Source organism: Ekhidna lutea, from assembly GCF_900188325.1.
GTDB classification, from domain to species: Bacteria; Bacteroidota; Bacteroidia; order Cytophagales; family Cyclobacteriaceae; genus Ekhidna; species Ekhidna lutea.
Map to the genome: position 1 here is coordinate 88,579 of NZ_FZPD01000002.1, position 15,334 is coordinate 103,912.

The following is a 15,334-nucleotide window of genomic DNA, read 5'->3' on the forward strand; positions in this document are numbered from 1 at the left end:
AGTGTATTTTAGTTCTTAACTAAATAGCAGGATTTCGATTCAAACAACTTCATTTGAATACCCTTTTCCATTTTGCAACCAAAGCATCAGACGCATCAAATAACGGTGGTTTCACTGTTCGTTTGCAGAGATCAATCGCCTCCAGTCCGGCCTTTAAAGAACTGGGGTTTCCTTCTTCTGAAAGCATTTTATAAACGATCCTCAGATCCTCATTCATGCGATTAGCTGATGTGAAGTCACCCTTAATAGTGGTGTTGACCATTTCAGTGAATGCTTTAGGCATGATATTTCCAATTACCGAAATCACTCCTTCACCACCCATTTTTATAATTTCATAGGCCAGGCCATCATCGCCTGAGAGTAATATAAAATCAGCAGGTCTGTTTTTATTTATCTCCTCGCATTGCGATAGATCACCGGACGCTTCTTTTACAGCAACGATATTCGGATGTTTAGCCAGCTCCAGAGTTGAGCCTGCGGCAATATTGGAAGCTGTTCTGGATGGCACATTGTATAAAATAATAGGATGAGGAAATGCATCAGCTAAAAGCTGATAGTGCCTTATGATTCCCGCTTGTGAAGGCTTGTTATAATAAGGGCTGGCAGAAAGGATTGCAGCGATTTTGAAGTCCTTTAATTCTCTGGATTTTTCAATAAGATCGAAAGTGTTATTTCCACCCAGGCCAAAGACTACAGGCTTGCTTCCATTGAGGTGGTCAATGACGAACTGAAGTATTTCTAACTTTTCATTCCATGAAAAGACTGGAGATTCACCTGTTGTGCCCTGAACAACAATATAGTCCGCATTCCCTCCTGTAATATGATCCAGGAGCTTACCCAATGATGGGTAGTCAATGGTATAATCTTCATTCATAGGAGTGGCAAGTGCCACACCGGTTCCTTTCAATTCTGCTTTCATTGAGCGTAAATTTACAATTGGTTCGATACACTTCAGTCTAAGGGCAAACAAAAAGCCAAGAATGTAACTTCGAATGCTGTGAGAAGTTCCTTATTTAATTAACTCTGTGAAACAGGAGACCTCTTTATGTTGTGGGATGACGTTGAAAAAACCCTCAAATCATTTTCAGGTACCTTACCATATTGGTAACTGCCTTAGGTTTACTATCATCCATCCTCAGGGATAGTTGCAGTAAGTCATAATATTGCTCCGTCTCAAAGCCCACCTTGCAGATAGCTTTACTAATGGCTAATACATATTTGTAGTTTAGATTTTCGGAGGTATCCAGGGAGATCAGAAAATCAAACGACTGATTGATGAAAAAGTTAAGGTTGTCCTTTTTGATGTTTCCTGTTCCGGAGATATCCTTTCTGTTGAAGATCAGCGCATTCTCAGAGGGCTTTTCTGCAAAGCCGATTTTTGCCACGTTTTTTCCATCATTTTTCAAGAGCTCCTCTAACTTATTGATGGTCTCTGAACCAAACTCATTGGAGTTATAAAGTATCCCAATGTTGGATGCTTCGGCATACGTACAATGTTCCTTTTCGGCAATGGTTGGCTTGCCTTTATACTTAAGGAAAAGGGTTTTAATCATTTTGTAAAAGTTCTCTAAATGATGACTCGTCCAAAATAGTAATTCCTAACGAATCAGCTTTCTCTTTTTTTGCCGGACCCATATTGGCACCAGCAATCAGGTAGTTGGTTTTGGATGAAATGCCGCTCGCAACTTTTCCTCCGTGTTGCTTTATCAGATTTTTCAATTCATCCCTTCCAAAGGTCTCAAATACACCCGACACAACAAAGGTCAAGCCTTTGAAGGTGTCAGCGGCTCCCTCTTTCTTCTCCGTTTCAAGTGATAGCCCGGCTTCCTTTAAAGCTTCAATCATTTGTCTATTATCCTCATCAGCAAAGAAAGCTGAAACACTTTCCGCAATCCGTTCTCCAATTTCATGGACCGATACGATTTCTTCAAAGCTCGCTTTCATCAGACGATCGATCGTCACAAAATGTTGTGCCAGTTTTTCTGCCACAGTCTTTCCTACATATCGAATTCCCAGACCAAAGAGCACACGTTCAAATGGAATCGATTTGGATTTTTCAATAGACTCGATGATATTTTGAGCAGACTTTTCTTTGATGGAACGTTTAGAGACTTCTCCAGTCGCTTCGTCAGTTTCTTCAAACTGAAGGTTGTTGATATCTTCAAAGGTTAGCGTGTATAGATCACTTAGGTTTTTGATTAAACCTCGCCTCAAAAATCCTGCAATCGTTCGTGGACCTAATGACTCAATGTTCATCGCATTCCTACTGATAAAATGCTCGATCCTTCCCTGTACCTGGGGTGGACAGGTATCCTTATTAGGACAATAATGTGATGCTTCACCTTCTTTTCTGACGAGCGTAGTATTGCATTCCGGACACTCAGTGAGGTATGAGACTTTTTGTGCATTTGATGGACGACTCTCAAGGTTTACGCCTGTTATTTTTGGAATAATCTCACCACCTTTCTCGACATTCACGCTATCTCCAATGCGCACATCCAGGCGTTCAATTTCATTCGCATTGTGAAGCGAAGCTCTTTTTACCGTAGTGCCAGCGAGCAAGACCGGTTCCAGTTCTGCCACGGGAGTAATTGCACCTGTACGTCCAACCTGATAAGTAATGTCTTTTAGAATGGTGACAGCTGATTCGGACTTGAATTTGTATGAAATTGCCCACCGAGGATTTTTTGCTGTAAACCCCAACTCAGACTGCTGAGCTAAGCTATTTACCTTGATCACAACACCGTCTGTTTCTACCGCTAGTTTGTGACGCTCCTGATCCCAATGATTGATATATTCAAGTACTTCATCAATCGTTTGGCATTTACGATAGGTTTGAGAAACATTGAAGCCTGCTCTTTCCAAAAACTGGATTGACTTCTCATGGGTATTGTACGTATCAGAATCATCAAGATAGGAGTATAGGTAGCAATCCAGCTTCCGGTCGGCTACTATTTTAGAGTCCTGCATCTTCAATGTTCCGGAAGTGGTGTTTCTGGCATTTGCATAGAGAGTTAGCGGAGTTTTTCCTTCTGATTCCCTTTGTTTGTTTTCTTTTAGTACACCATCGTTGAGTTCCTTGAAAAATTCTTTCGGCATAAAAACCTCTCCTCTTACTTCGAAAGAAGGTGGGTAATCGTTACCCTGCACTTTTAGTGGAATGGATCGTATGGTTTTTACATTCGTAGTGATGTCATCACCTTTCGTACCATCTCCCCGAGTGATGGCTCTGTCCAGGTATCCGTTTTCGTACTTTAAGCTTATCGCTACTCCGTCAAATTTTAATTCACAGATATATTCATAGTCGTCAGTGCCTAGTCCCTTTCTCACACGTCCATCAAAATCCATCAGCTCCTCTTTGGAGTAGGTATTTCCAAGCGAAAGCATAGGGTACTTATGCGGTACTGTTTCAAATTCCTTTGTTATGTCACCACCCACACGACTTGTAGGTGAGTAGGGTAGTTTTAGGTCAGGATACTGCTGCTCAAGTTGCTCCAGCTCCTTCAGCTTCGTATCAAATTCATAATCAGAAATTACCGGCTTACTCTTTTGATAGTAGAGATAGTTGTGGTGATTTAGCTCTTCGGTGAGCGAGGCGATCAGATCTTTTACTTCTGCTTTATTCATCAAAAACAAATCTATTCCATTCGTGTAGAATCTTGATGATTTTTTGTGAACTGAATCAAGGCAATCTATTTTCGAGCCAACTATCACCAAGAATGCTGGATAAAAAAGAGAAAGTTCTTTCCGAAGCGTTTAATCGCTTTGTGAAAGATGGAGTAAAGAATACGACCATTGAAAAAATTGCTCAAGATCTACAGATGAGCAAAAAGACTATTTACCTGATGTTCCGAACCAAGGAAGATCTCCTTATAGCATCCTTTCAGTGGAAACTGGATCATATGGCTAAAATGGGAGAAGGCATAGCAATGGCAGAAATGGAGGTAGTTTCTAAACTGCTCGCTTTACTGGAAGCAATACATCTGGAACTAAAGGATATTACCATGAATGGGCTATTTAGTGCCTACCCATTTAAATCCCGCACTTCATCAATTCTTGAAGACTACCTAAGAGGTGCAGTTTTTGTCAGATTTAAAAAAATATTCGAGCAATGCCATTCTGAAGGGTTGGTGGACTCTAAAGTAGATGTGAATTCTACGATGCTGATGTATTGGGAAACCTTAAGTATGTTCATTTTCGCCAGGCCCGCAGGTAGACCTACTGAAGTAACGATCACTCGTCCATTCAATGAACACCTTAATATCCAGTTGATTAACTTTTTCAGAGGATTCCTAAATGCGGAAGGTATTAAAAAATTTGATCAGGAACTGGCTAATCATCCACTTCTGAAGGGCTTTTATGCCTGATTGAAAACTATCTTTGCGTAATGCAGAAGAATTTTTCAGCACATTTCAAATCAAATCCCGTTTTTGACCATGTTTCAGCAGCAGGCAAGGAGTTGAAAGTACCTGTTTATGTTGTAGGTGGATATGTTCGGGATCTCATTCTTAAAAGACCCTCAAAAGACATTGATTTTGTATGTGTTGGTAGTGGAATCGCCCTTGCTAAGGAAGTTGCAAAGCATTTGGGAAATGACGCGAAGCTTACTGTATTTAAAAACTTTGGCACTGCTGCTATCCATCACAAAGGATTTGAATATGAGTTTGTCGGCGCAAGAAAAGAGTCTTATAGGGAAAATTCAAGGAATCCTGTTGTTGAGGATGGGACACTGGAGGATGATCAAAACAGAAGAGATTTTACCATTAATGCCATGGCAATCAGTCTGGATGAAGAATCCTACGGAGAGCTGTTGGATCCATTTAATGGTATGGAAGATTTAAGGAATATGCTCATACGAACGCCATTAGAGCCTGGCGTGACCTTTTCTGATGACCCATTACGCATGTTGCGTGCTATTCGTTTTGCAACTCAACTAAAATTTGACATTGAGCCGGATACTTTTCAGGGAATCATCGATCATGTAGATCGGATTAAAATCATTTCGCAAGAGCGCATCACCGATGAGCTTAACAAGATTATAATGACAGATAAGCCATCCTATGGCTTTCAGCTATTGTTTCACTCCGGTTTGCTAAAGCTTATTTTTCCTGAGATGACAGACCTGCAAGGGGTGGAGAAAATCCACGGCAAAGGACATAAGGATAATTTCTATCACACATTACAGGTTCTGGATAATATCTGTGAAATGACAAATAACCTGTGGCTGAGATGGGCCGCTATTCTCCATGACATAGCCAAACCGGCAACTCAGCGATTCCATGAAAAGGCGGGCTGGACGTTTCATGGCCATGAAGATCTGGGCGCCAAATGGGTTCCGAATATCTTCAAGAAGTTTAAGCTTCCGTTGGATGAGCGCATGAAATATGTTCAGAAGCTAGTTAGACTCCACCTAAGACCCATTGCGTTGGTAAACGATCGAGTGACAGATTCTGCTGTAAGAAGAATGGTATTTGAAGCAGGGGAGGACGTAGGTGATCTCATGACTCTTTGTAAAGCAGATGTGACCTCAAAGAATCCTGAACGGGTGAAAAAATATCGTTCAAATTTCAAAAAAGTAGAAAAGAGGATAAGGGAGGTGGAAGAAAGAGATCATGTGATGAACTTTAATCCTCCAGTATCAGGGGAGCAAATCATTGAAGTGTTTGATATCAAACCATCAAAGGTAATTGGAGATATAAAAACAGAAATCAAAGAGGCAATATTGGATGGAAGGATCAAAAATGATGAGAAAGAGGCATTTGAATTAATGATTAAACTTGGTCAAAAGCACGGATTAACTCCTGTCGAAAAATACCTTTCGACCTCTTCAGACAAATAGTTATGTTTGCACGCTTATTGCTAATAGAAAAATTATGAAAAAGATATTTTTTGCATTAATGATTGTTGGAGCAACTTATGTAAGTGCTCAAAGCCTGGAAAAAGCCCCTGGTGACTCCATTCCATGGGAGCTTAGAAAGCAGTCATTCATATACAATACTGCCAAGATGTTTAACGATCCCGTGGTGGCAAGAACAGCTCTATATAACCTGCTTGCTGAAAACCCTGGAAACGTTGCATTATACGATTCACTTGCTATTATTTATCTTCAGTACAATCAGAATGCTTCCGCCGCATTGGTTGCACAGCAAGCACTTAAAATCAATCCACAAGATCAGTTTGCTATGGAAGTAGCTGCTACAGGACTGGATAATCTTGGTGCAAAGGACAAGGCACTTAACCATTATGAAAAACTTTACCTTGCAAACGGAGACATTAACACGTTGTATAAAGTGTCATTCTTACAGTTTGAATTAGGTAGATATGCTGAGTCGAACACCTCCCTGGATATCATTATTGGCAACCCAAAGGCAGACGAAAGAACAGTCCGTTTTCCAACTACAGATGGAAGAGGGCAGGACATCAAACTAAAGATTGCGGCTCACAGGGTAAAAGCGATGATCCTTGAAGATAAGGGGGATACTGAAGGAGCCAAAGCGAAGTATCTGGAAGTACTGGAGATGCAACCAGGCTTTCAACTGGTTCAGCAGCAGCTTCGCGAATTAACAAAACCAAAAACTGAAGGTGGGGAGTAGTTTTACTCCTCAGCTTTGTTTTTTAGGCACTCAAGCCAGCTTAATAACTCATCATAGACTTTCTGGTGGTTCTGGGCCAGGACCACCATGAAGCCTTGAAACGATGCACTCACGGTAGCAATCGTTTGCCCTTCATCTGATTCCAGCGTCCAAACATAAATTCTTTTTACCATGCTTGCTTTGCTGGTCCATGTTAGCAGATTTGGTTTACTCAGTGCCTGAATTTGAGAAACTCCGTGCGTTCTACCCTGAACCCACTTAAATACAGTCCCCTCTGCAAGCTCGCCTTCTTTAGTTACCTTTTTTACTTCAGGGTTCCATTTTGGCCAATCCTCCATATTGACTAGGATTTTCCACACCTTATCAATATCAGCATTAATGATAATGGAGTGCATGTCCCTAATACTGGCATTTTCGTTTATCTGTCCTTTCTGTGCGAGTGCATTCAGTCGTTTCATCTAATAGTTATTGTAGGCTGTGTCAGCTAAGTTATTCAACTTCGGAAATTTCTTCGTCATTTTTTTTATCCTTCTTCACTAATCCGGATGTCATGACCAAACTTGTTACAATTATGATAAATAATAGAATTCCCGACTTAAATCCTTCGAATATAAATTCATCTGGGATTGAATAGAAAAGCAGTAGGGTGATTAGCCCTCTGGGGGCAATGGATATTGCTCTTCTGAGATTTTCATGCTTATATGGTAAAAAGGAAACAACGCGAGTTACATAAATGACGATAAGTATAGCCGCACTGATTATGGCCACTTTAATGTCCAATAGCGTTGATAGAGCAATGGAAAATCCAAAAATCACAAAAAAGAATGTTCGGACTACAAAAGCTGATTCAATGGTGATCATCAAGAAGGTTTCTCTAATATTTTCAATAGCCATTGGGCGTAGATACTTTTTCAGTCTGCCCACGAAGAAAAGCTTATAATTATTCAGGATAAGTCCGAAAACCAAGATGATCAATAGCGAAGAAAGATGCATCAGCTTACCTATACTGAATAGAAGAAACAGAACTCCAATCATTAAGAATAGCTTTACTTTCGTTTCCAGGTTTTGGAATACATAGATTAGCACATATGAGAGGATGATTGATAAAACAATCGTTACGACAAGTCCAAAGGTGAAGTCACCCAGCACCATTACATTACTAGTAGAGCTACCTAATTCTACCAAAAAATAGAAAATCATGATTCCCAGGATATCGGAGAATGTACTCTCATAAATATGAAACTCTTCGTCCTTTTCATTCAAATTAACAACGGAGGGGATTACGATTGCACTACTCAAAATGGATAACGGTGTGGCATAAATCAATGCGGTAGACCAATCCATCTCTTTGAAAGAAAATATTAAGATAGTAGCTATAGCAAACATGCAAAGAATTAGCCCTGATAAGGCTATGATGAATGATTTAGAAATCAACTTGAGCTTGTCCTTTGCAATCTTCAACTCAAGAGCGGCCTCCAGAACAATGAGAATCAATCCAAGCGTACCCAGTACCTCAAGAATTCGTATTCGTGAAAATATTTCAAGAATCCGTTCTTTTTCAACTCCCAGTAATCCTATCAACTCCCTTCCAACAACTCCAAGCAGGATTAACAACAAGACAGAAGGAATACTTGATTTATCCGATACCATATTGAACAGGTAGGATAAGATGATTATTAGAGAGGCAGCTATGATTATGTAGTACTCCATTCTTGATGATTAGGGTGACTAAATTAATAATTCAAAACATGTGAATGGAAAGAGGAACTAAATGATTCCACAAGAAGTTAGATTTGCCAAATTATTTTTACAACTAGTATGGAAAAGGCCACATTTGGATCCGGTTGCTTTTGGTGTACAGAAGCTATGTTTCAGCGACTTAAAGGAGTTTCTAATGTTAAATCCGGATATACAGGGGGTAACTTAGTAAACCCAACCTATAAAGATATATGTTCAGGTCAATCAGGTCATGCAGAAGTAATTCAATTCGAATTTGACCCATCTATTATCTCATTTGATGAATTGTTGGAAGTTTTTTGGAATACCCATGATCCAACCACACTTAATCGTCAGGGAAATGATGTTGGTTCTCAATACAGGTCAGCCATATTCTATCACAATGAAAAACAAAAAGAACTTGCTGAGGCTTACAAAATGAAACTGGATGAGTCTGATATTTGGAATGATCCAATCGTTACTGAAATCAGCCCACTGGGTGTGTTTTATCCGGCTGAGGTAGATCATGACGACTATTACAATCAAAATAGAAGCCAACCTTATTGCAATTTTGTAGTTGCGCCTAAGGTTGAAAAGTTCAAGATGGTCTTTTCAGATAAGCTTGCTTAGTTGTAGTGCTTGCTTAAGTGATGTACATGTAATCGTATTTTATCTACTCTTGCAGTAACATGTTTGACGTATTTAAACAGCTCTGTTTCAAGTATATATACCTGGCCAGAATATGAATTAATTCCTACATCATTTGAAGTTACCTCAGATTCGCGTTCAATTTCACGCATGGCCTTGCATTCTTCGTTCATAAAGTGAACAAAGCTCTTAGTGTCATATTCTTCCTCGAATTTCTTAATGTCCTTTAAAGTTTTCTTAATCTCCTTGTCCTTAGATTTTTTCGAAAGCTTTACCAGAACATCATACAAAACAGAGTCGTAATGATGTATCTCATTAAGCAAGTGAAGAATTTTACCTCGATAGGCTTCATCTGTACATAGTTGCTGCAATCCGGAATAATTAGAAAGCTTGTCTGCTTCAAGATCCCAATCGTAGGTAATCTGATCAATTTTCTCATCCAGACGCTCGTCTTGAGCCCATGAGCAAAGAGAAAGAAGGAATAATGTGCTAATAAAAAGGGTTTTCATTATTTATGCCTTAGTATAACTGGTTTTAATCAATTTTCGATCCAAACTGGTTGATTCAGGCTAAATTAAGTAGCGTTTGGTATACCAACACTACGTAAAAAGACTGATTTTTGGATAGTTGTTACAACAACATACATAATTATTACGATGATAAGAACATTATATTTTTTATTTGTCCTCTTTGGATGTTCAGTAAATGAACAAAATACTATTGAAGTAGTTCAATCAGAAAGAGTAGTTGAACTCCAAAAAGAAGGGGTGATTATTGTAGATATTCGCACACCGGAGGAGTATAGCAAAGGACATATTCCCGGAGTTAAGCATATTAATTTCTTTGAATCAGATTTTTTGGAGCAAATGAAAGGACTGGGCCTTGATAATCCTATGATTATTCATTGTGCAAGCGGTGGTAGAAGTGGAAAAGCTTCAAAGTTGTTGAAAGAACAAGGATTCAAGAAGGTCTATGATTATTCTGGAGGGTTTTCAGATTGGAATTCAAAAGGTTTGAAAGTTGAGCGATAAATGTATTTCTGGTAAAAAATGTTTTGAAAGCGAAGAACTCGCGGAGGAAGCTTTAATCCAGAATCACATTCGAAATAACTATAGAGGAGGTGAGGGACCAGTTAATGTGTATCAATGTGACAATTGTGGATATTGGCACTTTACCTCAAAGGGAGACAAAAGTGAAAAACTAAGAGATCCCGAAGTATTGGAATTTATTGAGAGAGAACGAAGAGCATTTGATTGGGAGCGCAAATTAAGATAAAAAAGAACCGCTTCGTTGGACGAAGCGGTTCGGATTCAACCGTTTTATTATGAGAAGATTAATAATTAGTGATGAATCCTGATACAAATAGAACGAATTTTATTGAAATAGTTATATTATTTTACATTAACGGTTATTAAATAATTGTAAACATGAATCAAGATCAAGTATTACAACGCTTAAAAGATGGAAATGCCCGATTTGTGGCTAATAATTTAAATGGTGAACTAGCAGATGATAGTAGACGGTCTGAATTAGTGAGCGGTCAGGCTCCATGGGCTATTGTACTAAGTTGTGCAGACAGTAGAGTTGTTCCTGAGTTGGCTTTTGATACTGGGCTGGGAGAGCTTTTTGTTCTTCGTGTAGCTGGAAATATCGCCAACACAGACACCATTGCAAGTATTGAGTACGCTGTAGCCCATTTGGGAACAGGCGTAATAGTAGTCATGGGGCATGAAAGCTGTGGAGCCGTAGGAGCAGCATTAGCTGGTGGCGACAATGGCTATAACCTTAATCATTTGCTTGCACAAATAGAACCTGCAAAAGCTCAGGCTGGCAGTGATGATGTTAATGTAGTTGTTAAGAAAAATGCAGAACTGTCTGCCAAAGATTTAGTCGACCGCTCAGATATAATAAAAAATGCTGTGGACGGAGGTAAACTTAAAATCGTTTCGGCTTTCTATAATTTAGGAAGTGGCCAGGTTGACTTCCTCTAATTAATTTAATAAACAGAATTAGAAATTGAAAAGTCCGCTGTGAAGCGGACTTTTTTCTTTTGAGGTTGTGAAAACAGCATTTAAATAAGGATAATTAGCACAAAACTTTTATCAGGGGTGTGTATGTTTTACTTTTGCATCTCAATTTTAAACAAAGCGACAAGAAGTTATCTTCTTTTTAAAAGACCAAAAGACCAAAGATCAGCAATTTTCACCCAGCGCCGGTAAAGAAAGGAGTGGTCTGTGATCTTAGACATAGCAATCTTTGCTACTTACGTCGTTTTAGTTTTCCTCGTAGGCCTTTATTTCTACAGAAAAAACAAAACCAGTGATGACTATTATGTGGCTGGAAGAAATGTATCCAGCTGGCACATTGGTTTATCAGTAGTAGCCACAGATGTTGGTGGAGGTTTTTCTATAGGACTTGGTGGACTCGGGTTTACCATGGGACTATCTGGCTCATGGTTATTATTTACAGGTCTGATAGGCGCATGGATGGCTGCTGTTTGGCTGATCCCCAAAGTGTATCAGCTTCCGGGTATTCAAAAACTTACGACACTGCCACAAATCTTTGAATTCTTCTATGGGAAAAGGGTAGCTATTCTTGCCGGTATCATTACCACTATTGGTTATCTGGGATTTACCAGTTCTCAGATTATTGCCGGCGCAAAATTAGCCTCCGGGACGTTCGTAGATTTTTCATTTACCCACGCAGTTCTTGTCATGGGCATTGTAGCTGTAGGTTATACCATCCTAGGCGGCTTAAAAGCGGTGATTTACACAGACACCTTTCAGTGGATCATTTTGATGGCAGGGCTACTTTTCGCAGGCATTCCTTTTGCATATGAAGCCATTGGCGGATGGGAAGCTGTAAACGCCATTGTTAATAAAGACTACCTCACATTGACCAACCTGACATGGAAGGACCTGGTCAACTGGTCGGTGACTATTATTCCTATCTGGTTTGTAGGGATGACCCTCTACCAGCGAATATTTGCCAGTAGAGGTGAAAAACAAGCAAAGAAAGCCTGGTTCATTGCCGGATTGTTTGAGTGGCCTTTAATGGCATTTCTAGGTGTTATTCTAGGTCTTTTTGGTAGAGTGGCTTACGAACAAGGTCTCTTTGAAGTAGTTGGATTTGCAGCAACTGCTGATATGGATCCGGAATTAGGTCTTCCGGTATTGTTGAGAACGGTTTTGCCTCATGGCCTCATGGGACTTGTTTTAGCAGCCTATTTCTCAGCGGTTATGTCAACAGCAGATAGTTGCCTGATGGCTTCTTCAGGCTCATTCCTTACCGATATTCTGCGATTTAAGGATCGTGGTGCTGAGGATATGGACAAGAAATCGCTACGGGCATCACAGCTGGCAACTCTGGTCCTTGGAGTGATCGCCTTGATTATTGCGCTATCCCTTGAAAATGTGTTAGAGGCTATGCTATTTTCGTATGCCTTCATGGTTTCCGGTTTATTCGTACCCATTGTTGGTGCTTTCTATTGGAAAAAGGCGAATAAAGTAGGTGCTTTTGTCGCGATGATACTGGGAGGTCTAACAACTACGACCCTGACCTTGTTAGAAATACAATGGTTTGGGCTTGACCCCAATCTTTATGGAATAATTATCGCCTTAATCGTGTTTATTAGCATAGGATTAATTAAAAATCATACAAACAAATGAATATAACCTTTAAGAAATACTTCCCTGCTCAAACAGTAGGGCTATACGAAAAAGAAGAGATTGTTAGTTTCTTACATCGTTTCCTGGATGAATTTGGAGATCCGAAAGAAGACATCAGAAAGTGCATAGAATACGCATTAAATGCTGGTAAGCATCCTGGAGGTTTGATTTTATCCGCCTGGGATGGTGATACCATTGTAGGAGCTACTATTATCAATAAGACAGGAATGGAAGGCTATATTCCTGAAAATATTCTAGTCTATATAGCTACTCATTCAGAATATCGTGGAAAAGGTATTGGTGGACAATTAATAGAGCGAGCTTTCAAGGAAACAGAGGGCGACATTGCATTACATGTTGAGCCAGAAAATCCGGCTAAAAAGCTTTATGAAAAACTTGGTTTCACCAATAAATACCTTGAGATGCGATGGAAGAGGGAACAATAAAAGACCTTATTGATTTTCGTCTAGACTTACATAAACACCCTGAAGTATCACAGAAAGAATTTGAAACGCAAAAGCGGATCATAAACTATCTGGACAGCAAAGGGATTAAAGCCTTAAAAGCAGGTGGAACAGGAGCCATGGTCATTATGGATTCAGGGAAGGCAGGTAAAACCATCATGTTGCGTTCTGATCATGATGCTTTACCCATTCAGGAGATAAATGATTTCGATCATAAATCAAGTGTGGATGGCGTTTCACATAAGTGTGGCCATGACGGACATACGGCTATTATGTGTGGTGTGGCACAATACTTTCAATCTAACCCAATAAAGAAGGGCAAGCTTGTACTGGTATTTCAGCCTGCCGAAGAAAATGGTGAAGGAGCTAAGGCAATTCTAGCCGATGACAATTTCAACTTTGAGCCTGATCTTGTTTTTGCTTTGCATAATTTACCTGGATATCCATTACATCAGATTGTGATTAAGGACAAAAACTTCACCACAGCGGCAAAAAGTATCATCATTAAATTGTCAGGCAAGACTTCTCATGCAGCAGAGCCTGAATTAGGTATAAATCCAGCCAGAGCTATTGCTGAATTGATCAATATGTTTGAGGCAGAAAGTCAGCCTGATTTGACTCGGGATGATTTTGCATTAGGATCGCCCGTCCACATCAATATGGGTGAAAAATCCTACGGAATCACCGCCGGATATGGAGAGGTACACTATACCCTCAGGACCTGGAATGGAAAGATGATGAAGGATTTTGCAGAGCGAGTAGTACGCCAAACGGAAGAAACAGCAAAAAATCATCAATTGAAGTTAGACATTAGCTGGACGGAGGAATTCGACTCTAATAACAACCACCCTGATTCAATGAAGGAGATAAGAGCGGCTATTGAAGTGAATGGGTTTGATTCTACAGAACGAGAGCGACCGTTCAAGTGGGGGGAAGATTTCGGATTGTTCACACAAAAGTATCCGGGAGCAATGTTTGGAATTGGATCAGGAGATGATTGTCCGGCGCTTCATAATCCGGACTATGATTTCCCTGACGAAATCATTCCCACAGGTATTAAAATGTTTACCACGATCGTAGAAAAAGCGATTAATGAATAGTACATCATATATTGAGCTGAGCCGTGAGGCCTATCAAAATAATCTTGATTTTTTGCGATCCTACATTAAAAAAGGAACCCGTATCTCTTCTGTTGTAAAAGGTAATGCTTATGGCCATGGGATTGATGATTTTGTCCCCATGGCTGAATCTATGGGGATAGACCATTTTTCTGTTAACAGTGCTGATGAGGCACTGGAAGTCTTAAAGGCAAGAACAAATCCTAAAACAGAAATTATGATTATGGGATTTATTGCCAATGAAGACCTTTCATGGGCTATTGAAAATGAAATTTCATTTTTTGTATTTGAATTTGATAGAGTGCGAACGGCCATTGAAATAGCCAGGTCGACCGGCAAAAAGGCACGTATTCATATTGAGCTGGAAACCGGAATGAATCGAACCGGGTTTGATCAGGAAGAAATTACACGTTTAATCCCTTTGATTAAAGAAAATAGAGATAAGCTTGAAATTGAGGGGCTATGCACCCACTATGCAGGGGCAGAAAGTATAGCCAACTATCTCAGAGTGGAGGAACAAAAACGGGACTTTAAGCAGATGGCTGAACTACTGGCAGAGCATGACATAATTCCTAAAATGAAGCATACATGTTGTTCTGCGGCATCTATTCGCTTACCAGATATGCATGAAGATATGGTAAGAATAGGAATACTTCAGTATGGTTTCTGGCCTAGCCGAGAAATATTTATAGAATACCTGAAAGGCAAAAAAGACAAAACTGAACCCTTGCGAAGGCTAATTTCCTGGAAAAGTAGTGTTATGAGTGTAAAAAAGGTGGAAATGGGTGAGTTTGTCGGGTATGGAACCACATATCTGGCACAGCGAGACATGAAGATTGCAATTGTGCCGATCGGCTATTCGCACGGTTTTAGTCGGTCTCTTAGCAATACAGGTAGGGTGTTAATTAATGGATTCAGAGTACCTGTTGTTGGTATGGTCAATATGAACAATATGGCTATAGATGTTTCCGAGCTGGAACAAGTAAAAAAAGGAGATGAAGTAACTTTAATAGGGAAAAGCGGTGATGTAGAAATTAGTGTGGCATCTTTTGGCGAACTTAGTGATCAACTAAATTATGAGTTGCTCACACGTTTACCAACCAAAATCCCGAGAATAATAAACTAGC

Annotated in this window: 16 protein-coding genes; 10 read left to right on the forward strand and 6 right to left on the reverse strand. The window is 39.8% G+C overall.

The window, feature by feature from the left end; translation table 11 throughout:
• Positions 1-49: 49 nt before the first annotated feature.
• The 3 genes from dapA to ligA all read right to left on the reverse strand — a co-directional run bounded on the left by dapA (position 50) and on the right by ligA (position 3,627).
• Positions 50-919, reverse strand: a complete 870-nt coding sequence (gene dapA, locus CHB71_RS04255; protein WP_089355663.1) for a 4-hydroxy-tetrahydrodipicolinate synthase — start codon at positions 917-919, stop codon at positions 50-52.
• Positions 920-1,073: 154 nt separating this feature from the next.
• Entirely contained in the window at positions 1,074-1,553 is a 480-nt protein-coding gene (locus CHB71_RS04260; protein ID WP_089355664.1) for a DUF6913 domain-containing protein, read from the reverse strand.
• Positions 1,546-3,627: an NAD-dependent DNA ligase LigA gene (ligA, locus tag CHB71_RS04265; RefSeq protein ID WP_089355665.1), complete on the reverse strand. Its 2,082-nt coding sequence runs from the start codon at positions 3,625-3,627 to the stop codon at positions 1,546-1,548. The genes CHB71_RS04260 and ligA overlap by 8 nt, the downstream gene beginning before the upstream one ends.
• Before the next feature lie 92 nt (positions 3,628-3,719).
• Here ligA and CHB71_RS04270 point away from each other — a divergent pair, with 92 nt between their 5' ends.
• From CHB71_RS04270 to CHB71_RS04280, 3 genes are read left to right on the forward strand one after another with little or no spacing between them, the layout of a single operon-like run.
• Entirely contained in the window at positions 3,720-4,367 is a 648-nt protein-coding gene (locus CHB71_RS04270; RefSeq protein WP_179213303.1) for a TetR/AcrR family transcriptional regulator, read from the forward strand.
• Between the two features lie 20 nt (positions 4,368-4,387).
• Positions 4,388-5,839: a CCA tRNA nucleotidyltransferase gene (locus tag CHB71_RS04275; RefSeq protein WP_089355667.1), complete on the forward strand. Its 1,452-nt coding sequence runs from the start codon at positions 4,388-4,390 to the stop codon at positions 5,837-5,839.
• A 34-nt stretch (positions 5,840-5,873) separates the two neighbouring features.
• Complete coding sequence (locus CHB71_RS04280; protein ID WP_089355668.1) at positions 5,874-6,593, forward strand: tetratricopeptide repeat protein; 720 nt, start codon at positions 5,874-5,876, stop codon at positions 6,591-6,593.
• Between the two features lie 2 nt (positions 6,594-6,595).
• Here the strand turns inward: CHB71_RS04280 and CHB71_RS04285 are convergent, their stop codons facing one another.
• Positions 6,596-7,051 (reverse strand): SRPBCC family protein, encoded by a 456-nt coding sequence (locus CHB71_RS04285; RefSeq protein ID WP_089355669.1) that lies wholly within the window; start codon positions 7,049-7,051, stop codon positions 6,596-6,598.
• A 31-nt stretch (positions 7,052-7,082) separates the two neighbouring features.
• On the reverse strand, positions 7,083-8,303 hold the full coding sequence (locus tag CHB71_RS04290) for a cation:proton antiporter domain-containing protein (protein WP_089355670.1): 1,221 nt from the start codon (positions 8,301-8,303) through the stop codon (positions 7,083-7,085).
• Positions 8,304-8,411: 108 nt separating this feature from the next.
• Between CHB71_RS04290 and msrA the strand changes: the two genes are divergently transcribed.
• Positions 8,412-8,939, forward strand: coding sequence for a peptide-methionine (S)-S-oxide reductase MsrA (gene msrA, locus CHB71_RS04295; protein WP_089355671.1), 528 nt, complete (start codon positions 8,412-8,414; stop codon positions 8,937-8,939).
• Here the strand turns inward: msrA and CHB71_RS04300 are convergent.
• Positions 8,936-9,466, reverse strand: coding sequence for a hypothetical protein (locus CHB71_RS04300; protein ID WP_089355672.1), 531 nt, complete (start codon positions 9,464-9,466; stop codon positions 8,936-8,938). The two genes, msrA and CHB71_RS04300, sit on opposite strands and share 4 nt — an antisense overlap.
• Positions 9,467-9,613: 147 nt before the next feature.
• Here CHB71_RS04300 and CHB71_RS04305 point away from each other — a divergent pair, with 147 nt between their 5' ends.
• The 6 genes from CHB71_RS04305 (at position 9,614) to alr (ending at position 15,333) form a co-directional block, all read left to right on the forward strand.
• Positions 9,614-9,988 (forward strand): rhodanese-like domain-containing protein, encoded by a 375-nt coding sequence (locus CHB71_RS04305; RefSeq protein ID WP_089355673.1) that lies wholly within the window; start codon positions 9,614-9,616, stop codon positions 9,986-9,988.
• Positions 9,989-10,384: 396 nt separating this feature from the next.
• Positions 10,385-10,948 (forward strand): carbonic anhydrase, encoded by a 564-nt coding sequence (locus tag CHB71_RS04315; protein WP_089355675.1) that lies wholly within the window; start codon positions 10,385-10,387, stop codon positions 10,946-10,948.
• A gap of 243 nt (positions 10,949-11,191) precedes the next feature.
• A complete protein-coding gene (locus tag CHB71_RS04320; RefSeq protein WP_089355676.1) occupies positions 11,192-12,625 on the forward strand; it encodes a sodium:solute symporter family protein in 1,434 nt (477 codons plus the stop codon).
• Positions 12,622-13,071, forward strand: a complete 450-nt coding sequence (locus tag CHB71_RS04325) for a GNAT family N-acetyltransferase (protein ID WP_089355677.1) — start codon at positions 12,622-12,624, stop codon at positions 13,069-13,071. Before CHB71_RS04320 ends, CHB71_RS04325 begins: the two co-directional genes overlap by 4 nt.
• Positions 13,053-14,189, forward strand: coding sequence for an amidohydrolase (locus CHB71_RS04330; RefSeq protein WP_089355678.1), 1,137 nt, complete (start codon positions 13,053-13,055; stop codon positions 14,187-14,189). Before CHB71_RS04325 ends, CHB71_RS04330 begins: the two co-directional genes overlap by 19 nt.
• Positions 14,182-15,333 (forward strand): alanine racemase, encoded by a 1,152-nt coding sequence (gene alr, locus CHB71_RS04335; RefSeq protein ID WP_089355679.1) that lies wholly within the window; start codon positions 14,182-14,184, stop codon positions 15,331-15,333. The genes CHB71_RS04330 and alr overlap by 8 nt, the downstream gene beginning before the upstream one ends.
• Position 15,334 lies beyond the last annotated feature (1 nt).